19 protein-coding genes and 3 pseudogenes are annotated in these 23,097 nt (G+C 43.6%); 9 read left to right on the forward strand and 13 right to left on the reverse strand.

Features of this window, described 5'->3' with window-relative positions; genetic code table 11:
* Positions 1-383: 383 nt before the first annotated feature.
* On the forward strand, positions 384-1,529 hold the full coding sequence (locus MSWH1_RS11600; protein WP_231591759.1) for an NOG1 family protein: 1,146 nt from the start codon (positions 384-386) through the stop codon (positions 1,527-1,529).
* A gap of 125 nt (positions 1,530-1,654) precedes the next feature.
* Here the strand turns inward: MSWH1_RS11600 and MSWH1_RS11605 are convergent, their stop codons facing one another.
* The 8 genes from MSWH1_RS11605 to MSWH1_RS11635 all read right to left on the reverse strand — a co-directional run bounded on the left by MSWH1_RS11605 (position 1,655) and on the right by MSWH1_RS11635 (position 8,514).
* Entirely contained in the window at positions 1,655-2,590 is a 936-nt protein-coding gene (locus MSWH1_RS11605) for a cytochrome c biogenesis CcdA family protein (protein ID WP_231585481.1), read from the reverse strand.
* 377 nt (positions 2,591-2,967) lie between these two features.
* Complete coding sequence (locus MSWH1_RS11610; RefSeq protein ID WP_048128711.1) at positions 2,968-4,080, reverse strand: pyridoxal phosphate-dependent aminotransferase; 1,113 nt, start codon at positions 4,078-4,080, stop codon at positions 2,968-2,970.
* A gap of 50 nt (positions 4,081-4,130) precedes the next feature.
* Complete coding sequence (hxlB, locus tag MSWH1_RS11615; RefSeq protein ID WP_048128713.1) at positions 4,131-4,745, reverse strand: 6-phospho-3-hexuloisomerase; 615 nt, start codon at positions 4,743-4,745, stop codon at positions 4,131-4,133.
* Between the two features lie 383 nt (positions 4,746-5,128).
* Positions 5,129-5,641 carry a hypothetical protein gene (locus tag MSWH1_RS11620; protein ID WP_048128720.1) on the reverse strand — a complete coding sequence of 171 codons (513 nt, stop codon included), beginning with the start codon at positions 5,639-5,641 and terminating at the stop codon, positions 5,129-5,131.
* Between the two features lie 14 nt (positions 5,642-5,655).
* Positions 5,656-6,015, reverse strand: coding sequence for a DUF2073 domain-containing protein (locus MSWH1_RS11625; protein ID WP_048130466.1), 360 nt, complete (start codon positions 6,013-6,015; stop codon positions 5,656-5,658).
* A gap of 5 nt (positions 6,016-6,020) precedes the next feature.
* Entirely contained in the window at positions 6,021-6,662 is a 642-nt protein-coding gene (locus MSWH1_RS11630; protein ID WP_048128722.1) for an Era-like GTP-binding protein, read from the reverse strand.
* A 587-nt stretch (positions 6,663-7,249) separates the two neighbouring features.
* Complete coding sequence (locus MSWH1_RS20590; protein WP_255350464.1) at positions 7,250-7,381, reverse strand: hypothetical protein; 132 nt, start codon at positions 7,379-7,381, stop codon at positions 7,250-7,252.
* 137 nt (positions 7,382-7,518) lie between these two features.
* Positions 7,519-8,514, reverse strand: coding sequence for a phosphate uptake regulator PhoU (locus MSWH1_RS11635; protein WP_082088123.1), 996 nt, complete (start codon positions 8,512-8,514; stop codon positions 7,519-7,521).
* A gap of 247 nt (positions 8,515-8,761) precedes the next feature.
* Between MSWH1_RS11635 and MSWH1_RS11640 the strand changes: the two genes are divergently transcribed.
* Genes MSWH1_RS11640 through MSWH1_RS11650 form a run of 3 tightly spaced genes read left to right on the forward strand, consistent with a single transcriptional unit; the run spans position 8,762 to position 10,344 of the window.
* Positions 8,762-9,643, forward strand: a complete 882-nt coding sequence (locus tag MSWH1_RS11640; RefSeq protein ID WP_048128727.1) for a shikimate kinase — start codon at positions 8,762-8,764, stop codon at positions 9,641-9,643.
* The gene (locus MSWH1_RS11645) at positions 9,640-9,927 is read left to right on the forward strand and encodes a chorismate mutase (RefSeq protein WP_048128729.1); all 288 of its coding nucleotides are present in this window, start codon (positions 9,640-9,642) and stop codon (positions 9,925-9,927) included. The genes MSWH1_RS11640 and MSWH1_RS11645 overlap by 4 nt, the downstream gene beginning before the upstream one ends.
* A 21-nt stretch (positions 9,928-9,948) precedes the next feature.
* Positions 9,949-10,344, forward strand: a complete 396-nt coding sequence (locus MSWH1_RS11650; RefSeq protein WP_048128731.1) for an AIR carboxylase family protein — start codon at positions 9,949-9,951, stop codon at positions 10,342-10,344.
* 590 nt (positions 10,345-10,934) lie between these two features.
* On the opposite strand, the pseudogene MSWH1_RS11655 reads toward MSWH1_RS11650, so the two are convergent.
* A pseudogene (locus tag MSWH1_RS11655) lies at positions 10,935-11,310 on the reverse strand (transposase); the annotation flags it as partial.
* A 412-nt stretch (positions 11,311-11,722) separates the two neighbouring features.
* Between MSWH1_RS11655 and MSWH1_RS11660 the strand changes: the two are divergent.
* From MSWH1_RS11660 to MSWH1_RS20595, 4 genes are all read left to right on the forward strand, one after another.
* Positions 11,723-12,034, forward strand: a complete 312-nt coding sequence (locus tag MSWH1_RS11660; RefSeq protein WP_048128734.1) for a DUF1622 domain-containing protein — start codon at positions 11,723-11,725, stop codon at positions 12,032-12,034.
* Positions 12,035-12,605: 571 nt separating this feature from the next.
* On the forward strand, positions 12,606-13,823 hold the full coding sequence (thrC, locus tag MSWH1_RS11665; protein WP_048128736.1) for a threonine synthase: 1,218 nt from the start codon (positions 12,606-12,608) through the stop codon (positions 13,821-13,823).
* A gap of 329 nt (positions 13,824-14,152) precedes the next feature.
* On the forward strand, positions 14,153-17,053 hold the full coding sequence (leuS, locus tag MSWH1_RS11670) for a leucine--tRNA ligase (protein WP_048128738.1): 2,901 nt from the start codon (positions 14,153-14,155) through the stop codon (positions 17,051-17,053).
* A gap of 229 nt (positions 17,054-17,282) precedes the next feature.
* Entirely contained in the window at positions 17,283-17,411 is a 129-nt protein-coding gene (locus tag MSWH1_RS20595; RefSeq protein ID WP_255350533.1) for a hypothetical protein, read from the forward strand.
* An 81-nt stretch (positions 17,412-17,492) separates the two neighbouring features.
* On the opposite strand, the pseudogene MSWH1_RS18395 reads toward MSWH1_RS20595, so the two are convergent.
* Positions 17,493-17,970: pseudogene (locus MSWH1_RS18395) on the reverse strand (RNA-guided endonuclease InsQ/TnpB family protein); the annotation flags it as partial.
* 4 nt (positions 17,971-17,974) lie between these two features.
* On the opposite strand from MSWH1_RS18395, the pseudogene tnpA reads away from it, so the two are divergent.
* Positions 17,975-18,214: pseudogene (gene tnpA / locus MSWH1_RS11675) on the forward strand (IS200/IS605 family transposase); the annotation flags it as partial.
* Positions 18,215-18,930: 716 nt separating this feature from the next.
* On the opposite strand, the gene rpsJ reads toward tnpA, so the two are convergent.
* From rpsJ to MSWH1_RS11690, 3 genes are all read right to left on the reverse strand, one after another.
* Positions 18,931-19,239, reverse strand: a complete 309-nt coding sequence (gene rpsJ, locus MSWH1_RS11680; protein ID WP_048124829.1) for a 30S ribosomal protein S10 — start codon at positions 19,237-19,239, stop codon at positions 18,931-18,933.
* Between the two features lie 38 nt (positions 19,240-19,277).
* A complete protein-coding gene (gene tuf, locus MSWH1_RS11685) occupies positions 19,278-20,546 on the reverse strand; it encodes a translation elongation factor EF-1 subunit alpha (protein ID WP_048128742.1) in 1,269 nt (422 codons plus the stop codon).
* A gap of 349 nt (positions 20,547-20,895) precedes the next feature.
* Complete coding sequence (locus MSWH1_RS11690; protein WP_048128745.1) at positions 20,896-23,088, reverse strand: elongation factor EF-2; 2,193 nt, start codon at positions 23,086-23,088, stop codon at positions 20,896-20,898.
* Positions 23,089-23,097 lie beyond the last annotated feature (9 nt).

Raw genomic sequence — 23,097 nt, forward strand, 5'->3', positions numbered from 1 at the left:
CAAAATTAATCAAACAATTTGATTATTGATCATGCAATAGACAAAATTAATCAAACAGTAATTTTACAGCTACCAAATGCCGCTCCAAATCGCTCTTAAGAGAAGCAAATCAGAGTACCTCAAACATATATATAATTTCGTATGTTGTAGTATTTTAAGACCAGAGCTTAATTATTTTTCCGGGTAATCTTTCCGGTATTCTAAGTTTTGGGCAGAAAAAGCTTGGACTGAAGCTGTTCAGAGAATCCGGATAAGAAAAGCAAAGAAACTCCGCTCAGGAACTTTTGCGAAATTTTTGCTTACGGACTTTAGATTTTTCTGTTAAACGTCTTCAATCAGAAAAACCTTTATATAGATTAAAAGAGCCCCCAGAGGGTTAGAAAATGATGATCTTCGAGAAAATTCACACAGTTCCTACTTCCGAGGAGTTAACTAATAAAGCTTTTAAACGGGCAGCAAGAGCTATGTCCGGGAAAACTATTGAGGGGAGGGACAGCCGTCTCAGAGCCAATGAGTCCATGGTACTGACGGCTGCAAACATTTTCACTGATAACCTTGCAAATATAGTCAGGCGTTTCCCAAGTTTTGAACAGTTGCCTACATTCTATTATGAATTAACCGACGTCCTTGTAGGCATCGAAAAGCTCAAGATGTCTCTGGCATCCGTTGACTGGGCAAGCAGGAAGATCCATGAAGTTGCAAGAAGCTATGTTGGAAAAATTCGGGAGGCCGATCTTCCCGAGCCTGTCCGAAAAGAAGCCTTCGGAAGGATTGCATCCATTGTCAAATCCATTAACAAGGACCTTCTCTTTCTGAATGAAGCCAGAAACATTCTCAGAAAACTCCCTGATGTCCATGACGAGCCAACGATTGTAATCGCTGGCTATCCCAATGTAGGAAAGTCAAGTTTTGTTTCAAAGATTACAGGTGCAACCCCTGAAATTGCGGCATATCCTTTTACAACAAAAGGAGTAGCCATAGGTCACTTCATACGGAACAACATCCGTTATCAGGTTATGGACACCCCGGGTCTCCTTGACCGCCCCATGGCTGAGAGAAACAATATTGAACGCCAGGCAATTACCGCAATCCGCTTCCTGGACGCAGTTGTAATGTTCATGATTGACCCGAGTGAAAGTTGTGGATATGAAATTGAGGACCAGAACCGCCTGCTTGCTGAAATCAAGGAAAACTTTGATCTTCCCATGCTTGTGGTTGCCAACAAAGCTGACAGACCGGAGTTCAGAAAAATGGATGAGATAGAGCTGAACATATCTACAATTACCGGAGAAGGAATAGAAGAGGTAATGGGAAAGCTTCTGGAGATGATAGAAGAAAAGCGCCTTCGTTCAGAACCATCATTAGAAGAACCATCATTAGAAGAACCATCATTAGAAGAACCATCATTAGAAGAACCATCATTAGAAGAACCATCATTAGAAGAACCATCATTAGAAGAACCATCATTAGAAGAACCATCATTAGAAGAACCATCATTAGAAGAGCAGGATAAGGAATCAATTATCTGATTCCTTATTTAGCCTGTATTTAGTTTAAGGATCTGTTTTAGCTAGAACTCTATTTTATGCAGGATTTGTTTCGGCTAGATCTGGTTTTAGCTAGAATCCGATTTTCAGATATTTTTGCTGGCTGCTCAGAGTATCCTGAGCTGCATCAGCAGGGCAAGGATAAGCAGTATCAGCCCTGTTGTCAACCTTATCTCCACTCTTCTTTTTTCTCTGAACTCCGTAACTTTTTTAGGGCTAAGCCCGAAGGCCAGTAAAAGACCAAGACACATTAAAGGCAGTAGAAGTCCAAAGTTGTATATTCCCAGGTATGCTATTCCTCTTACGATATCGGTTTTTATTGCCAGCATACTCAGAATTGAGAGATAGATTGCTCCGATGCAGGGAGCTTTGACCAGGGAGAACATGCTTCCTGCAAGGAAGGACAGAAGCAATAGATTTTTTTCACCCATCCTTCTCATAAAGTCCTTTAGGGATTCCGGAGTCCTGAAAGTCGATTTCGCATATGTTCTCAACAAGTAAGCGTCATAAATGTGCCAGAGACCCAGCAGGGCAGTCAGCAGGATTGCAATTGACGTAAAATGACTCCGGACTTCAGGCAGGAAACTGACAGTACTCAAAATGCCTATCCCTGCAAACATATACATGGTGAAAATTCCTGTAGAAAAGCCCAGGGTGATTTTGAGCATCTCTTTTCTTCCACCTTGCTGGGCAAAGGTGACAGAAGCCAAGAAAGCCATTACTGCAAGCAGGCAGGGATTAAAACCGGCAAGGATGCCTGCAGCCAGGATTAAGAAGGGGCTTATTTTTTCCAGGTTTTTATTTTTGTTTTCTCTGCTTCCTGTGAGAAGATCTAAGGATTCCGGGGTGAAAAGCAAAGCCGGAGTTTCGAGGGTTTCCAGCAGGAGAACTTCTATTGTGTTTACATTTCCGTAAAAATAGCCATTTGATCTGTTTGCAGCTGATATAGTCAAACCGGAAACAGGGCTCAGCAACAAAAAAAGAGATATGAACACAAGAGTTCCTTTAGTTACAGGCAGCAGGCACACAGATCGCTTTTTCATACTTCACTTCCGAAACTGTTTTTGTGACAACAGCCAGAAATTCTCTATATCGGTGACACATATCACAGACAGTTTTCAGGGAATACCTTCAATGGGCAGGACTGTATTTGGAAATATAACATGTTAAAAAAGGCTCGTTGCAACATAATATAAATTAGCAAGCATCGGAAAATTTGCAAAAAGCTCTTTTCATTGTATCAAGTATCTGGATGCCTCAATATAAATATATCCAAAGTTGACAGTGTTTTCCGAGGATAGGGAAACTAAATAAAAAATAGAGGAATAAAAAGAAGGAAAAGTGAAGGAAAAGTTAAACAAAAGAACTGGAAAAAAGGAAGAGAAAAGAGAAAGGAAAAGATCTTTCTCTTTAAAAAGTTTCAGAGCACATTTTCCATGATGCTCAGGGATTTTTCAATATCTTTCATTGAAGCTGCATAGGAAATCCTTATGTAACCATCGCCCTCGCTTCCAAAGGCTGTTCCCGGGACAACAACAACTCCATTTGAGATCATTTTTGAGGCTACTTCTGCGGAGTTTGAGACTTTAGGGAAAGCGTAGAAAGCCCCTTTAGGAAGAGCACATTCCATCCCCAGATCGTTGAGCCCTTTTACAAGCACGTCCCTACGTTTCCGGAACTCTTCACGCATGACATTGACAGAGTCTTTTGGACCGGTCACTGCGGCATAGGCGGCCTTCTGGGCGACTGAGTTTGCACAGGCCTGTATATACTGGTGCACTTTGAGCATCTGGGCGATGTACTCTTTTCTGCCTGCCAGGTACCCGAGCCTCCAACCCGTCATAGCATAACTTTTTGAGGTCGCGTTTACAGTGACCACATTATCCGAATAGCTGGCAGGGCTTACGTGTTCACCTTCATAGATGAAGTACTCGTAGACCTCATCAGAAATAATGGTTATATTGTGGTCGTCTGCAATCTCGGCAAGAGCTTTGATATCTGCCCTGCTTGAGACAGCACCCGTGGGGTTGGACGGGGAATTAAGGATAAGGGCTTTTGTCTTAGGAGTAATTTTCTCAAGGACAGTGTCCGGCTTCATGGTAAGGTCTTCTGCAAGGGGGACGCTTACCACCTTTCCATTCAGGATCTCGGTCAGGGCATTGTAGGAAACAAATCCGGGATTTGAGATAAGGACCTCATCTCCCGTATTGAGAAGGGCTGCAAGGGCAATGGTAAGGGCTTCAGATGCTCCTGAGGTTATAATTATTTCCTGAGGAGAAACCGAAAACCCATTTTCCTCCTGGAATTTATGGCTAAGAGCTTCCCTCAGTTCAGGGATTCCGGAACCTACGGTATAGCCTGTAAAACCTTCATTTATGGCTTTGATTGCTGCGGCTTTTATGTGTTCTGGGGTATCGAAGTCCGGCTGCCCGAGCCCGAGATTAATGGCATTAGAGCCTGCAGCTTCGAAAATCTTTCTGATTCCGGATGTGTCTATCCGGGATACATTTTCTGAAAAATTAATTTCCTTCAAGTTGCACCCTCCTGATATCCTTGCAAATTATATCTTTTAAAATCCTGCTTTTATTCGATATTTGTGTGCCTGGACTTGAGTTCTGCTTCCGAAGCACCTGTAAGCGTTATCAGCTGGGCAATTAATGAGTCCAGGAAAACAAGTGAAGTGATTTCAAAAGAAGTACCCAACGGAGGTGAATTCTTGTAATCTCCTCTCATACTTTTTTCAAGGGAACCGCCTACATCATGATCATTTTTGGTCTTGCTCGGAAGGACCATGGTTATATCAGAGATTTTGCCGAGTGTGGACTCCTTTTTGGAGGTGACAGTTATGAGAGTTGAACCTATATCCTTCACAATTCTTCCGAGATTTGCTATGGAACGGGTTTCTCCTGACCCTGAAATAGCAATAACAACATCCTGTGGATGGACGGCGGGGGTTGTGGTCTCCCCTACAACATACACACTAAACCCGAGATGCATCAGCCTCATTGCAAAAGCTTTGGCAACAAGCCCGGACCTTCCTGCCCCCATTACAAAAATCCTCTCCCCTTCCATGATTTTCTGAAGCATGCTTATTATAGCCTGCAGGTCAAGCATCTTGACAACCTCACTGAGGTTGTCCACCATAAGTTCCATTGATAAAATTACATCTTCGCAGTCATTAACTTGATCTTTTTTCATATGAGTTCTCCAAAAAGTATTGAGTTGAATTCTCAATAAATAATAGAAATAATAATTATTTAACTTTCAAATTACTTACTTTTACTGGATAACTGGTAATAATCCCAAAATGTCGGTGAAGATCTTGATACTATACATACTGTAAATACTTACCGTAGGCTACGTACTGTAAATACTTGTCGTAAATGCGTATCGTAAATACTTATAGTAAATACTTATCATAAATGCGTATCGTAAATACATACTGCATATACTTGTCGTAAATATGGAATTTTAATTCCTAAAATCCTCACAGATAACTTTCTTTGTTTCTTAAACCAATTGGTAAGGATTTCGGGATGAATTTCCGGAAGCTTCTTTTCATCCCGTTCTGCGCCAGAACTTTAGCGGTTTGTTTGCGGCTCAGTCTTATAATTAATAGCTTTTAATTCCCAGTTATCAATATTGTTTCTGAACTCCTTGTAGAGCCGCTGGATATCACAGTCACTCCCATTCCAGTAGAAGTCCTTACGTACCTCTCCTTTCTGGAGTTCTTCAAGTACAAACCTGGATAAATGGAAGAGGGCTTTTTTGTTGGAAAACGGAATACTATAGTTTACACGATAGCCACCGGTTGTTTTACCATAGGAAACCAGTATGTACCCTTTGCTTTCATACTCCGTGATTTCATCAAAGTCGCAGATGATCTCAAACTCATGAACAGTAGACGGGTCTACCTTTGAGATACCTATGAGTACCTGCGCTATGATATAATCAGGAACTTTCCGCCCGAACCATACTGCAATTTTCCCGTAGGTACAGACTACGTTAACGTCGTTCCTGCCCATCTCAAAGGAGCCTAGGGACTGGGGATGGGATATTTTTGCTTCCAGGTCTTGGGTCTTCTGGGCACACATTGTTTCCACTTCGTTTATTTACTTGCAGAGACAAGTGCACTGATCAGATTCCTGTCCTTTTTAAGGGTTTTGAGCTGGTTTGCGGGCCCTATTACCGTAAGTCTCTTGCTGCTCTGTTTTTTGAATAACTTTCCCAGCAAGGAACCGTCCGTATTTGCAGGGTAGCTTTGCATCTCTATTCCAGAAAACACATCCGGCTGAATTGCTGACATTGTCATCTCAATGAGTTTTGCTTCCTCCATAGGGTTGAGACCCTTTTCAAGCACAAGGATTTTACCTTTCCGCACCTCATCGATTATGTACCGGACTTTTTCCATAGAAGCCATCTGAGAAATCCTGGCTTCGGATATAAGATCAAGTTGGATTCCCTGCATTTCGATCACCCGAACTGTTTGGCCAGAGCTTCGTAGAATGAGTCCATTCCCACTCCTTCAAGCGCCGAGACAGGTACCATGGGGTGTTGAGGGAAGGCTTCCTTTATGACTCCTGGATCGGCGTCAGGAAGGTCTACTTTGTTTGCTACAATAAGAAGCGGTAGGTTTCTGGCTTCCATATTCCCTATAACGGTTACGTTAACCTGAGTATAAGGATTTTCTGTGGAATCCATCACCAGTATGACTCCGTCAAGGTCATCCAGCCATTTGACAGCTTCAATTACTCCTTCTGTTGCTTCTTTCGATCTTTTCTTTGATTCGGAGTCACTCATCCCCTGTTCCATAAAATCATGGAAATCGATCTTTGTTGCAAGTCCGGGAGTATCCACAATATCAAGGCTGATAGTATGCCCGTTAGTCTCGATAGTGACTGCGTTTCTTCGTTTTGCATGTCTGGTTTCGTGGGCGATATGTGAAACCGAACCCATGGTTTCCTCGCCTCCGATCCAATCCCTGAGGATGCGATTGCTAAGGGTTGTCTTGCCGGCATTGGGGGGGCCGTAGATACCTATGCATGCTCCTTTTTTCCTGAACAGTTTATTAAACACTTTTGAAAAGCTTACCTTAAATCGTTTTATCATATTCATGGCTTCCCTCCATTGGGAAAAGCATAACACCAAAGGATTTCTCGGATTGCTTTCCTTTATGGGTTTACTGTGCTTTCGTGACCTTTTTATTTAATTGATCCGTGCATATAAATAATTTCTATTTGTTAAGCTGCGGAAATCAAAGAAATTGGAGATACTGACATCTCCTTTACGATATACCTGGAATAAATAGCAAACCTTGCATTCTTTCTATGTGAAAAATAGAAAGTGCCTCCGTGAAATAACACCAGAATATAAATAAATTACTTTTTATCGTCTGATTCCCGGATAGATTTAACAAAAACTTTTTTATAATGAAAATTTTCAGCCCATATGTAACTCTTTTCATTTTCTACTAAATTTTTATGTTTGTACTGATGTTCTGTACTTTCCTTTATATTTTTTCCTATTTTTATTCATCATACCTTAAAAATATAAATGGTTTTTATCTTAGGAAGTATTTCGCAATATTTCACTCCTTATATTTTCATCCTGCCTCTTTTGCTGCCGTGCTCCAAAAAACCTGACCTGCTGAGCCTTAATCTCCTAACCTGACTCACCGCATTCATACATTAACTGCTATTCTGTTACTCTGTACATTTTCCTTTTAGCCTTCCTGAAACTACTTCAGGTAAAGTCCCTCCATGCTTCCTGTTATTGACTCTGAAGGTATTTTTATGCGTCCTGTTATTGACTCTGGAGGTATTTTCATGCGTCATATTATTAACTCTAGAGGCATTTTTGAAAGAGAAGGTTATTTACAATTTCTTCGGCAAAAAGAGAAATGTTTTTAGTTAAAAAGGAAAACATATTTATTTTCTATTTATCAAGACCTGCCTGATTTTTTCACAAAATTTCATTTGTCCCTTATAGAGGAATTGATGGCTATCTCAGATATGTTAGAGCCAAGGTCTCCTATTCTTGAGAGACTGTCCACTATCATCCCCAGGGATATCATGATTTCATGAGATTCCAGTTTGAGAATAGATGCATGCAGCTCTTTTATATGCAAGCGCATACCGTCTATACTATCAATTACCCTGTTTGCAAGAGAGGCATCAGCATTATAGAGGGCATCTACTGCCTGCTGGACAAGTTCCATGTAAGTGTTGCTGAGATCCTCAATGACTTCCATTACATCTTCCCTGACTGGCTCCTGCATTTTTGAGGCAACGTTTGCAATCCTCTGTGAGTGGTCTGCTATTCTTTCGATAGGGCTTGCCGCCATTCTGAAGTCGTGGTATTCCTCGATACTTGTTTCCGAGGAATCGGGAATTCTGCCCCCGCAGAGAACGGAACGGAACTGTTTGGAAATCAGGAGACATAACCTGTCGACCTCGTCATCCCTCTGGCTTACATCAAGAGCAAGGTCGTGGTCAACAGTTTTAAGAGCTCGTATGGCATCTTTTTGCATGGAGCCGGTAATCAGGAACATCCTGTAGATACCTTTTTTTATATGAAGTTCATTGGGGTTAAGTAGATCCTGAATGACCACGCAGTTTGAGCTTTCCTCAATGATTTCAGGGCCTATAAGCTTGTAACAGACCTTCCGGATGACCTGTTTCTGTTCGGCAAGTATCCTTTTTGAGGTAAACTCCATCCTGTCATAACCATAAAGGTATGCAGCAATGATATCCCTTTCAAGAGCTTTTGTCTCATAGCTAGTCACATCGATCCTTTTCGTTTTTATCGTGCGTCCTTCCAGAATAGGGTCAATTAACAGTTTTCCGTCTGGCTGAGCCTGAATGGATACTCTCGTCCCTGTTTCGATTCCTACTTTTTCGGCCCACTGTTTAGGGAGAGAAATAATATAAGTGGATCCGCCTGTCTGCTGTACTTTTCTGGTCTCTATGTGGATTCCCCATTTTTAGTTGCTCAGGCCAGGCCTGGAAGTTAGATGACATTCACTCCATATTTATAGTTGTTATTAGTGTTTAGATAAAGACGTGATGTATATACAATTTGGCTTTACTATTTATATTTGAATGCTTCTTCTTCTTTTTTAGTGGACAAATTCCGGAACCCTGTATTTAAGTTTACCTCGCCCTCTGCTCTGAAGAGAGGTAAAAAATATTAAAGATCAGAGCATTCTGGACGTGATGACACTTGAAGGTCATGCTTGTGCTTTCGGGGCTGGAACAATAATAAACGCCATAGCTACCTGGAAAGGTGCAGCATTCGGAATAGACTTAAAAACCTTTGCAGAAGTGGAACTCTCAGAGGGTAAATCTGGCATTTTGGGCTCAATTGAAGAAATGCCCGACGGAGACCCTCGTCTTATAGAACGCTGCGTAGAACTCGTCCTTGAACGATTCGGGCTTGAACTTGGAGGTACGATAAGGACAGGAAGTGAAATCCCCCTTGCAGGAGGGCTCAAGAGCAGCAGTGCTGCAGCAAATGCTTCAGTCCTTGCCACCCTCCGTGCAGTTGGCGAGACCCTGCCCCCCCTTGAAATCATAAAACTGGGCGTAAAGGCTGCAAAAGAAGTTGGAGTCACGGTAACAGGAGCTTTTGACGATGCCTGTGCCTCCTTTTTAGGTGGGATTGTTATCACTGATAACCGAAAAATGGAACTTATCAGGCACGAAGAAGCAGATTCAAAAGTCCTGATATTTGCCCCGATAAAAAAAGCTTTCAGTGCGGACACAAATGTGAAACGTTCCCATCTGATTGCACCATATGTAGAAATGGCATACAAGCTTGCCCTTGAAGGTGAATACGAACGCGCAATGACACTTAATGGCTTTCTCTACTGCGGAGCCCTTGGTTTTGATACGGAACCCATGCTCAGGGCTCTGGAATGCGGGATAAAAGGAGTCAGCCTTTCCGGAACCGGCCCTTCCTACGCAACACTGGTGAAAGCTGAGCAGGTAAAAGAGCTAAAAGCTGCCTGGGAAAGCTGCGGAATAGAAGGAAAGGTCATAGAGACCAGTATAAATAACAGAGATGCGATATCCTTTAACAGGGAGGGGTCCTTTTGAGTGAACTTGAAGCTGTCCGCAAAGAAATCGAGAAGATTGACAGGGAAATCCTTTCCCTAATTGATAAAAGAGTTAGCCTTTCTGAGAAAGTGCTTGAATCAAAAAGAATAAATGGAACTTCCATAAATGACCGTAAGCAAAACGAGGTTGTAATTAACAGGGCATTAAACGCTGCAACCGAACTCAACCTTGATTTAGGGTCGATAAAAGAAATTTATGAAATTCTTATCAGGATGAGTATCGAACGCCAGAAAGAATTAAGTGGAAAGGGAAGCCTGCCCTGACTTGCCTCAAAGGAGTAAAAAATGGTCGACATCTCACTGATTATGGGTTCTGAGTCCGACAGATCAATCGCCAACAGAGCGGTTTCTGTACTTGAGAAGAGCAAATATACTTACGAAGTAGTGGTTATCTCTGCCCACAGGAACCCTGATGAGCTTGATAGCTATGTTTCAGGTACGGACGCAAAAGTCTTCATCACAATAGCGGGTCTATCGGCAGCTCTCCCTGGAGTTGTGGCTTCCAGGACGAAAAAACCTGTAATAGGTGTGCCTGTAAGTGCAAAACTCGGCGGACTTGATGCCCTTCTCTCCATAGCCCAGATGCCCCCGGGAGTACCTGTGGGGAGTGTAGGGATTGACAATGGGGCAAACGGCGCATATCTTGCCCTGAGAATTCTGGATTTAATCGAAAACCCTTAATCACCCAAATTGCACCTTGGGATCGCAAGAAATCGAAGATTTTCAGGGAGTTGTGGTGTAATCGCAACAATACGCGGTCCTATTCACTGCGCTCAAGAGGACTAATTAAAAAAATATTGGTAAGCTTTCTCTGCGAAGGAGAGCCAAGCTGTCAGACGATTACCATAAGTGATACTGAGTTAACTGAGTTCCTTGTTTTCCGATTTAAAGGCTTTACATGCCTTATATTTTTATATAATTTTGTCCTGAAATTGAATAGAAAAGGGGTATAGAATAATCAGTAAATTGTATTAGGGGTAGGGCACCTGAGTATTGGGGGGTGTGGGAATATGGGGGATAAAAGAGTTGGTTGAGGTTTACAGTGAGAAAAGATTTTTCTTCTCAGATGCCCAATCATACAAATATAGACCTATATATATAAAAATATGCATATACTGCAGGATTTAGGGAAATTTTTGCAGTACCCATATTTTTCAGAGAAGTAATCTCACAAGTTAACAAGCAGCTAAGAGAATCTCACAAGTTAACAAGCAGCTAAGAGAATCTCACAAGTTAACAAACAGCTAAGAGGCTGTCTGAATATTCATTTTTCATTCGGATGAAGGTTTGATTTTAGCCAGTCGTTTACTCATTATACGGATCATAGCAGCATATATGAAAGCTTAACTTGATTCTGTCAATCCTTCGCAATCTTTACTCAAACGTCGATATCGACCCAACCATCCAAATGTACGTTCTACTATCCATCTGTGAGGAAGTACCTTAAAACCTTTGATATCATCGCTTGGCCTCACTATTTCCAATACCCAACCGCACATTACTTTGACCCAATCAACCAGTTGACCAGCATAACCAGCATCAGCCCAAATAAGCTGCAATCAAGAAAATGTCTTTAATTTGTTCCAGAACAAGTTTAACTCCATCCAGATCCTGGATATTGGCGGCGTGAACTACAACCATCAATAGCTTATACTTTAGACATTTAACAGTTTAATGACATCGTTTTTCAGTTCAAATAAAAATTACTGTCACCATTGTAGAATCAAATTTGATTTTAAAAAACGCTCTTAGAGTTCTTCTCTTTAACCATATTTTGCAGCCAAATGATAGCAAAAAAAAGGTTTTGCCTCAGTTTGCCTCAATTTACCTTAGTTTTCCCCAGTTTGCCTCAGTTTAATCTATTTCCTGAAATAGAATTGAGTCCTGTAATCGTATTTGAAGGACAGGTGCAGGAAGAGTATTTATCCCGAAGAAACGAATGTTATATGCTATTCGGGAGTTTCTTTACCGAATTTATGTTATTCGGGAGTTTCTTTACCGAATTTAAAGATCCGGCTTTTTAAGGGGTGGTAAAAGGACATTCGAATCTTTCGTAGGCTTGTTTGTCAACGCATTCTCTTCTCTGTTCAATATTGTGGGCTCTCTCCTCATAATATATGGTGGGCTCAGGGCAACGTTAGGGGTTATCCAAATTGAAATTTTGAAGAAAAATTACAGCTACCAGCATGTAAGAAAAGAGCTTACAAACAAAATTGTCTTCGGGCTTGAGTTTTTCATTGCAGCCGATGTCCTGGAAACCGTACTTAATCCCTCGCAGGAAGAACTGCTCCTGCTGGGTACGGTCGTGTTGATAAGAACGGTTCTTGGCTATTTCCTCAGCAAGGAAGTTTTGGAATACAAGCTTGATTGAAACAGGGTTGAAAAACCGAATCCTGAAAGATGCCTTAACTTCCTTCCTCTTTTAAAACCTTTACCTTTTTCTGTCCTTCCGGTTCTGAATATTCGCTAAAAAATCCCAAATAATTATATAAGTTCTCTTCAGTGCCTTTCAGGGTTTCCAAATTGCTGTGGGACCAGGTATACATTATATGCCTGCTGCTACGGAGCTATTATAAAGCCTGAATACAGTACAATTCTAAAAAATAGTATGATTTAAGAGCAAGTAAAGTGTTAAGGATACAAAATATTATTAAACTCTAATATTATACTAATCCGAAATCGAGATTATGCTGACCTGAACTCCGGGTTGTATTAATAAATCAACATGAAATCGTGTAATAAATCAACATGAAATCGTGTAATAAATACTAACATGAAATCGTGTAATAAATACTAACATGAAATCGTGTAATAAATACTAACATGAAATCGTGTAATAAATACTAACATGAAATCGTGTAATAAATACTAACATGAGATTGGGTGCTACTTGAAACCCAGTATCCGAATAATTCAAAATCATAAGACACAGGAGCAATTTAATGTATCATTTGAAATGTATCGAATGCGGTGCAGAGTATTCCAAAAATGAAGTAATATATACCTGCAGCAAATGTGACGGGCTGCTTGATGTTATTTATGACTATTCTTCAATTAAACTTGACATGGAAAAACTGAAGACCGAATGCCCTTCGGTCTGGAAGTACGCAAAACTCCTCCCGATCGACAGCGAGCCTGTGACTATCCAGGAAGGCGGGACTCCTTTATATAAATGCGACCGCCTGGCCGAAAAGATAGGAATAAAAGAACTCTACGTAAAACACGAGGGGATGAACCCCACCGGTTCCTTCAAGGACAGGGGGATGACCGTAGGAGTTACGAAAGCGCTTGAGCTCGGGATGAAGACTGTTGCCTGCGCATCTACGGGGAACACCTCCGCATCTCTTGCAATCTACGGAGCAAAAGCAGGAGTCCCTGTTATAGTGCTGCTCCCGGCAGGAAAAGTGGCCCTTGGAAAAATAGCCCAGGCCCTCATGCACGGGGCAAAGGTCCTCAGCATCCGCGGAAACTTTGACGATGCCCTTGCTCTTGTGCGCACGCTCTGTTCCCAGGAAAAAATTTACCTTTTAAATTCCATCAACCCGTACAGGCTGGAAGGCCAGAAAACCATCGGTTTTGAGATTGCAGACCAGCTAGGTTTCAAAGTGCCTGACAGGATTGTCCTGCCCGTAGGAAACGCAGGAAATATTACTGCGATATATAAGGGCTTCAGGGAGTTCAAAATACTCGGGATAACGGGTTCTCTCCCGAAGATGACCGGTATCCAGGCAGAAGGTTCTTGTCCCATCGTAAAAGCCATAAAAAACGAGGCTCCTGCAATCACTCCGGAAGAGCACCCTGAGACAGTTGCAACTGCAATCAGGATTGGAAACCCTGTAAACGCTACAAAAGCCCTCAGCGCAATCCGGCAATCCGGTGGAACTGCAGAGTCCGTTACTGATGAAGAAATCCTTGCAGCCCAGAAAGACCTGGCAAGGCTTGAAGGCATAGGGGTCGAACCCGCAAGTGCAGCTTCTGTAGCAGGACTTAAGAAACTTGTCGATATGGGAATTATAGGCAGAGACGAAACCGTTGTCTGTATCACGACAGGTCACCTCCTTAAAGACCCTCAGACTGTGATTGATGTCTGCGAGGAGCCGACTGTAGTGGACGCAAATATCGAAGCCATCCGGGAAGCAATCTTCGGAAAGGCTAAATAAAACCGGAAAACAGATCTGATTTGCGAATTCGATTAAGGAGAAGTTGGAAGATAATTATTTGCGTGCCGGAGCCGTGAACAGTTGTAAGATTAATGTCAAATGAAATCGAATGGTTGATGAAATCAGCGGATTCCGGTATCCTTTAATCAATTTCGGATCTTTAATCAATTTCGGATTCTTGAAGCCGTTAATTGGCTTTTTGAAACTGCTTTACTGTGATTGATTATTCATATCCTTGGGATTATTATTCATATCCTCGGGATTATTATTCATATCCTCAGGATTTCTTCAAATCCTTTTATTATACTCATCGATGAGCGTGAACACGAATGGAGCAGGACTATAAACCTCATGAGATCGAAAATAAATGGCAGAAAAATTGGGACGAAAGCCAAATTTTCCAGCCCGAACCCGATAAGCGGGAGAAGTTTTTCATAACAATCCCCTATCCCTACCTGAACGGGAACCTGCACGCAGGACACACCAGAACCTTCACCATAGGCGATGTGGTGGCAAGGCACAAAAGGATGCTTGGCTACAATGTGCTTTACCCGATGGGTTTCCACGTAACTGGCACGCCCATCGTGGGACTTGCTGAGCTGATTGCAAGCCGGGACCCTCAGACCATGGACGTTTACGAACGCCTGCATGGGATTCCTGGGGATATCCTGCCGACCCTTGATACTCCGGAAAAAATCGTTGACTATTTCAAGCGTGAAGCCGAGAAAGCCATGCGCATGATCGGATACTCCATTGACTGGAGGCGCAAATTCACAACAACTGACCCCACTTACAAAAAGTTCATTGAATGGCAGTATATCCGGCTTGGAGAAAAAGGCCTGATTGTGAAAGGCTCCCACCCCGTGAAATGGTGCCCGAACGACAACAACCCTGTAGAAGACCACGACATCCTGCACGGGGAAGAAGCCACAATTGTAGAGTACACCCTGATAAAGTTCAGATACAAAGACCTGGTCCTCCCCTGTGCTACCCTCAGGCCGGAAACAACATTCGGAGTGACCAATCTCTGGGTCAATCCGGAAGTTGATTACGTAAAGGCAAGAGTTGAAAAAGACGGATACGAAGAGTTCTGGGTTGTCAGCAGGGATGCTTTCCGAAAACTGACCTTTACGGACAGAACTGTGGAATACGTCGAGGATGTGCCTGCAAAATCCATCGTAGGGATAAAACTCACAAACCCGGTAACCGGAGATGAAGTAATCTCTCTTCCTGCATCTTTCGTAAAACCCGAAAACGGAAGCGGAATCGTAATGAGTGTGCCTGCACATGCACCTTTTGACTACCTTGCCCTGCGTGACCTCTATGATGCAGACCTGAGCGAATATGAGATAACTGAAGACCTGAGAAATATCAAACTGATTTCCCTTATTAAAGTGCCCGAATTCGGGGAATTCCCTGCAAAAGAAATCGTAGAAAGCATGGGAATAACAAGCCAGAAAGACCCGAAAGCCGAGGAAGCCACAAAGATCGTGTACCGAAGGGAGTTCCACGGTGGAGTCCTTAAGGAGCTCACAGGCAAATACGAGGGATACGCAGTCTCCAAAATTAAGGACGTTCTTACTAGAGACCTCATCAGCGCAAACGTGGGAGATGTCTTTTATGAGTTCAGCGAACCCGTGGTTTGCCGCTGTGGCACTCCCTGTGTAGTAAACATGGTAAAAGGCCAGTGGTTCCTGAATTACTCAAACCCTGAATGGAAAGCAAAGGTTTACAGATGCCTCAGTCAGATGCGGATTATTCCTGCGGAATACAGGGTTGAGTTTGAGAACAAGGTTGACTGGCTCAAGGATAAAGCCTGCGCCCGCAGGAAAGGCCTTGGAACCCGTTTTCCCCTTGATAAGGAGTGGCTGATTGAATCCCTTGGGGATTCAACAATTTACATGAGCTATTACATTCTTGCCAAGTTCATCGAAAAGGGTGACCTTGCTCTTGAACAGCTTACCCTGTCATTCTTCGACTACGTCTTGCTCGGAATAGGCGATTCAAAAGCAGTTTCTGCGGAAACCGGCCTCAAAACGGAGCTCGTGGAAGAAATTCGCAGACATTTCAATTACTGGTATCCGGTTGACCTGCGTTCTTCCGGAAAGGACCTTGTTCCGAACCACCTGCTTTTCTTCCTCTTCCACCATGTAGCCCTTTTTGAAGAGGAAAACTGGCCAAAAGCTCTTGCAGTAAACGGCTTTGTCTCCCTGGAAGGACAAAAGATGAGCAAGTCCAAAGGCCCCATCCTCACCCTGGAAAGTGCGGTCAGTGAGTACGGCGCAGACATTACAAGGATGTATATCCTTTCTACAGCCGAACAGACTCAGGATGCAGATTGGCAGAAGACAGGAATCGATTCCGCCAGACGGCAGGTGGACAGGTTCTATTCCTTTGCAAAAGATGTAATCGAGAGTGGGAAGCGGGCTTCCCTGAGCACCGAGCTAAAGCAGATCGACCGCTGGATGCTTTCGCGGATGCAGAACTATATCAGGGGGACAAACATCGCCCTTGACTCTATCCAGACCAGGGAAGCCATCCAGAACTCCTTCTTCCTGCTCATAAATGATGTCAGGTGGTACCAGAGGAGAGGCGGAGATAATCTGTTGTACTACGTGCTAGACAACTGGGTTAGGCTTATGACTCCTTTCACTCCTCACCTCTGTGAGGAAATCTGGGAAGCCATGGGGCACGAAGACCCGGTTTCCCTTGCCCAGTATCCACTCTATAATGAAGACCTCATAGACGAAGGAGCCGAACTTGCAGAAGAGGCTGTAAAGAGTACTCTGGATGATATTGAAGAGATTGTAAGGGTAACAAAGATGACCCCTCAAAAGGTCTATCTCTACACCTCTCCTGCCTGGAAAACCGCAGCGATAAAGTGCGCTTGCGAATTGCAGATTAAAGCCCCTCTGGAAGTGGGTACTCTGATCAAAACCCTGATGTCTAACCCTGACCTCAAGCGCTTTGGAAAGGAGATCCCGAAGTTCGTGCAGAAAATAATTCCCGAGTTCAAGAGCGGAGGCGCAGAACGCTACGAAACTTTTGCCTACCTCGGCCTTGATGAACAGACTCTCCTGAAAGAGTCTGCCGCATTCCTGGAAAAAGAAATCGGCTGCCCAGTTGAAATCCAGAGTGCCGATTCTCCAGAGTATGACCCGCAGAAGAAGTCAAGGTTTGCAGAACCTCTCAGGCCTGCGATTTACATTGAGGCAAAGCAGGAAGAATAAGAAGTTTCTTATTAAAGAGGGCTTTTGATTAACCGAATAAGTTGTATCCGGGCAAAATTATACAGCCCGATACTTCTCTCTTTCCCGAGTTTCGCTTTGGGATCACAGGAAATCAGAGATTTTCTGGAAGTTGCACTGCAAGTGCAAACGAGGTCCTTTTCACTGCGCTCAAGAGGACTACTCAAATATTACGACCCGTACAACAGTAATTCTCCATGCAGGGCCAGACTTGGGAATTTCTGTGGAAATAACAGCTGTAAACCCTCCGGAAATTATGGCTTCAAGAGCAGTTGAAACCGGAGAGAAGCTGGAGCTTACCATTTATAAAGGGGCTTACTCTGGTAAAAGAAAAGCGTGATATCGAGCTTGAAAGCAGGACAAACCAGATGAAATATACGGACATTGCTTCCGGAATCATTCCTGCATCGATTATGGTCGAATCATGGAGCACGACTAATCTTTGTTTAGCTTTTTCTCTGTTCTTTGAATATTTATGTTTTCTTGAAACTCTTTTCTGTAATACTTTGAGCCTTTTAAGAGAGTTTTTCAAGTACTTAGGATTCTCTACCTTCTCGCCTGTAGATGATACAACAAAATCTTTGATACCTACATCTATTCCTACAGTTGTTGATTCGGAGAAACTCTGTTTTTCAGGAATCTTGTTACCATCTTCAACAAAGATACTGATGTAGTAACATCCTTTACAAGTTATCGAAACGGTAGCTGTTTTAAGTTTGCCTTCTAACTTTCTATGTAGAACTGTTTTAATTGGTTATATTTTAGGAAGCTTGACAGTGTGATTTTCAAAGTCTACAGAGTAATGCTGAGACAGGGAAAGACTGTATAGGATTATGCTGAGGCACAGGGAAAGACTGTATAGGATTTTTCTTGGACTTGAACTTAGGGAATCCTGTCTTTTAAATGGAAACAGACAAAGGCCATATCCACTTCTTGATTAAGAGTGAACCAAAGGTTAGTGTTCTTTCAATTGTCAGAAAATTGAAACAGGAATCTACGAACAGAATATGGAAAAAACAAAAAGATTATCTGACAAAATATTATTGGGGTGAAAATACGTTATGGAGTGATGGCTATTTTGCGGTTATTATCGGAAATGTGAGTAAAGAGGCAACAGAATATTACATACGTAATCAGGGTTGAAGTTGACGCGTATATCCCCTGAGCTAAAGACTCAGGGGTTTTACGCTTCTTCATAAAAACAGTAAGGTGTACACAGGCAGGTTGCTCAGTCATGAAGGAAGAGAAGTCGTTCTTGAAGCTGAATCAGGTGAAGTTATGCTGCTTCAGAAGGTATCCAGGATAGAGGTGCAGAAGAACTCCAGTTCCTAGAAGAACTCCATTCAGAAGGTATCCAGGATAGAGGTGCAGAAGAACTCCAGTTCCTAGAAGAACTCCAGTTCCTAGAAGAACTCCAGTTCCGTGGTGAAGACGGTATAGAGCATACCCCCTGGGTGAGGAACTGAAAATTTCTGTCGATTCAGCCTTTGACCTCACCTGGAAAATTCAGACGAGTACCGGAAAACTGATGCTTTTACCATTGAGTTCAGAGTGACGGTTCCCGCAAATAGCTACATAATCAGGGTTCAGCAGAAGAAATTGAAGTCTAAAAGTCTGAAATAAAATCAGAAATAAAGTTTAAAGTGGAAGCTGAAGTCCAAAAGTCTGAATTAAAAGTGCAAAAGGAAGAAAAGACCGAAAAGATTTGCAGAATATTCCGGCGGGCTGAAAGTCCCTTCAGAAGATATCCGCCGGCAATTTCTCAAGAAGTGGATAAGTAAATATTCATGAATAGCGAAGTGAAAAGGAATTTGCAAGACCGGGTACAGAGGGTTTCTGTAACCTGGTGGTTTTTGCATTTATCCTTCGAGCACAATCTCGATGTTTATATCTTTGGGGACCTGGATTCTCATGAGCTGACGAAGTGCCCTTTCATCGGCTGCAATGTCGATGAGACGCTTATGTACGCGCATTTCCCAGTGGTCCCAGGTTGCAGTTCCATCACCGCTCGGGCTCTTCCTTGTGGGAACGACCAGCTTCTTTGTTGGAAGCGGAACAGGGCCTGAAATGCTTACTCCTGTCCTTTCTGCAATTGACTTTACCTGGTTACAGACTCCGTCCAGATCCTTGGGACTGATGCCTGACAATCTTATTCTAGCTTTTTGCATAACCTTTTTTCTCCTTAAAAAATGAAAAAAGGAGAGTGTTATTTCTGCTTAACACTCATGCACATACCGGCGGCAATTGTCATACCCATGTCGCGGATAGCGAACCTGCCGAGCTGTGGAATTTCTTTTACGGGCTCGATAACCATCGGCTTTGTTGGTTTGATGGTAACGATTGCTGCGTCTCCTGCCTTAAGGAAGGTCGGATTTTCTTCCTTTACCTGACCAGTCTTCGGGTCCAGCTTCCTGTTAAGAGCAATAAGCTGGCATGCGGTCTGGGAGGTATGAGCGTGGAAGACCGGAGTGTAACCGGCAGTAATTGCGGAGGGGTGCTGGAGGACCACAATCTGTCCTACAAACTCGTCAGCAACCTTTGGCGGGTTTTCAACAGGACCACAGACGTCTCCTCTACGGACGTCGTTCTTGCCAATACCACGGACGTTCCATCCGATGTTGTCTCCGGGGAATGCCTGTGGGATTTCTTCGTGGTGCATCTCAATGGACTTAACTTCACCGGATACTCCTCCGGGCATGAAGACGACCTTATCACCCTTTTTCATGACACCGGTTTCGACTCTGCCTACAGGGACAGTTCCGATACCGGAGATGGTGTATGCATCTTCGACAGGGATCCTGAGGGGGAGAGTGGATGGTTTTTCAGGCTCTTTGAGGTTGTTGAGGGCTTCCATGATGGCGGGCCCCTTGTACCAGGGAGTCTTGTCACTGAGTTTGATGATGTTGTCACCGTAGAATGCAGAGGTCGGTATGAAGGGGATTTCGCTTGGCTTGAACCCGATCATTTTCAGAATGCCGGATACCTGCTCAACGACTTCCTTGTATCTGGCTTCGCTGTATTCTACTGCATCCATCTTGTTGATTGCAACGATAAGCTGGTTGATACCAAGGGTCCTGGAAAGGAAGATGTGTTCCTTGGTCTGAGCCATGACCCCATCAGGGGCTGCAACGACGAGGACTGCAGCGTCAGCCTGGGAAGCACCTGTAATCATATTCTTTACGAAGTCACGGTGGCCAGGACAGTCCACGACTGTGAAGTAGAATTTGTCTGTGTCGAATCTCTTATGAGCGATGTCAATTGTGATACCTCTTTCACGCTCTTCCTTAAGAGAGTCCATAACCCAGGCGAAGGCGAAAGATTCCTTACCCTTCTGCTTTGCTTCTTCTCTAAACTTATCAATGATGTGTGGAGCTACAGCCCCTGCATCGAACATTAAGCGTCCTACGAATGTTGACTTTCCGTGGTCAATGTGACCAATCACTGCTAAATTCATGTGCGGTTTGTCTGCTGCCATTTATAATTCTCCTTTAAATTCTGGATGAGCTTCATTGCTATATCAAATTATAGTATATTAATATTAGGGCAGATCTCGTAATGATCAGACCTTCTCCAGTCTTCTTTCAACCATTACTTATAATATCCCGTTTTGAACATTTATCGGGTCAACGTAATTTGAATTTCCAGCGGCCTGGACTGTTTTCCCCATTATAGGCATACCTTGTTTTAAACCTTTCCCATCGACTTTACTCGTCAATGATTTTGAGATCCATCAAGATTTCTGGACCTTTATCTTTTGAGATTCGTAGAGAGTTTTGCCTCAAAAAGTTTGTAGCTTAAATAAGGAGAAGCGGAAAATATTCCGCTTACATTGAAAGGTAGTCAGAAGCTTTGGGAAGGTCTCTCTTCAAGCCTTTTCTCTCTCTGATCTGACCTACTACTTCAGTCTGGATGCTGGTTGGCACAATATCAAAGCCTCCGAATTCAGTACTCCACATAGCACGTCCTTCGGTTGCTGACCTGATTTCACCTGCAAATCCGAACATCTCGGCCACAGGCACCCTTGCCTCGATAATTGCCAGGTCTCCTTCTGTAGTCATATTAAGAATAATTCCACGACGACCCTGGAGTTCTTTTGTTGCACCACCCATTGTGAGCTGAGGTACCTGGACAAAGACCTTCTGATAAGGTTCGAGAAGGCAGTCTTCTGCCATAAGCATCCCTGCTTGGATTGCCTGTCTTGCTGCAGGGATGACCTGAGCCGGACCCCTGTGGATGGCGTCTTCGTGAAGTTTTGCATCTACTAGTACGCATTTCATGTTTGCCACAGGCTCTCTTGTGAGAGGACCAGCACGCATAACTTCTTCGAACCCATCGAGGATCAGTTCCATTGTCTCGTTCAGATACTGGATACCCTTGGTAATGTCTATAAAGATGTTGGAATTGTGGATGCCAACAATGCCTTTTGCTTCTTCTTTCCCCATGCCGAGTTCGATGAGCTTCTGCCTGCGCTCAAGCTCAGGTAGGTTCATGCTGATATCGCCGGACTTGATCATCTCGACAATTGCAGTGTCAAGGGGTTCCACATAAATATAGAACCTGTTATGCCTGTTAGGGGACTTTCCTTCTACAGGTTCGATCTTTTTCTTGATGGTTTCCCTGTAGACCACAATAGGCTTACTTGTGGTGATTTCCACATTCTTATCTCTCTGGATCCTGTGAGCGATGACTTCCAGGTGAAGTTCTCCCATACCTGCCATCAGGTGTTCCCCGGTTTCCTCATCCAGAGTTATCTGAAGAGTCGGGTCTTCCTTTGCTACCTGCCTGAGGACTTCAACGAGTTTGGGCAGATCTTTGGTGTGCTTGGCTTCCACAGCCACAGTCACCACAGGTTCGCTTACGTGCCTGATGCTTTCGAAAGGTGTCATACCATCAAGGGTTGTAACTGTGGACCCCACGATTGCATCTTTTAAACCCGTAACTGCAGCAATGTTTCCTGCAGGGATTTTCTCCACTTCGAGCCTTTCGGGACCCATGAAAATACCTACCTGCTGGACTCTGCTCTTTCTTGCAGTACCGGATATGTAAACTTCCATTCCGCGGGAAAAAGACCCGCTGAACAACCTTCCGGTTGCAACCTCTCCTGCATGGGGGTCTATGGAAATGTCCGTTACCATGAAAGCAAGGTCACCATCTGCATTTGCACTGGCCATGGATTTGCCAATTTCAGAGTTAGCATCGCCGTGCCAGATAGTAGGTACCCTTCCCTTCTGGGCTTCAAGAGGATTTGGCAGGAACCTGATGACCATATCAAGGACAGTTGCATGCAGAGGGCACTTTTCTGCCAGTGCCTTCATGTCCTCTGCCTTACAATAATCATATACATTTGTAAATGAGATCCCGGTCTTCTGCATCATAGGCACACTGATTGCCCAGTTATAAAGGGCGGAGCCAAATGCTACGGTTCCGGCTGCTGCATCTACTTTCCAGCCTGCCTTGAACTTCTCCGGATTCATGTTCTTGATGAGCTTGTTCACGTGGTCAATTACTTTACCAAGGCGAACCTGCATTTCCTGAGAATCAACCTGCAGCTCATTGATCAACCTGTCTACCTTGTTAACGAAAAGTACGGGTCTGACGTGTTCTCTCAGGGCTTGCCTCAGCACAGTCTCAGTCTGGGGCATTGTGCCTTCTACTGCGTCCACGACCACGACTGCACCATCCACTGCCCTCATGGCACGGGTAACGTCTCCACCAAAGTCAACGTGCCCGGGAGTGTCAATTAGATTGATCAGGTAGTCTTCATTATTGTAAGTGTGAACCATGGAAACGTTAGAGGCATCGATTGTAATACCTCTTTCCTGTTCCTCTTCATCGGAGTCCATGAATAACTGTCTTCCGGCAAGTTCCTTTGAAATCATGCCGGCACCTGCTAACAGGTTGTCCGATAATGTGGTTTTTCCGTGGTCAATGTGCGCAACGATACCGATATTTCGGATTTTTTCTGGTTCATTCATGAGCGTCGTTACGCGCTCGACCATTTTCTTCCTTCGTCCCATGCTAATACC

The sequence above is a fragment of the Methanosarcina sp. WH1 genome, from assembly GCF_000970005.1.
Taxonomy (GTDB): Archaea; Halobacteriota; Methanosarcinia; order Methanosarcinales; family Methanosarcinaceae; genus Methanosarcina.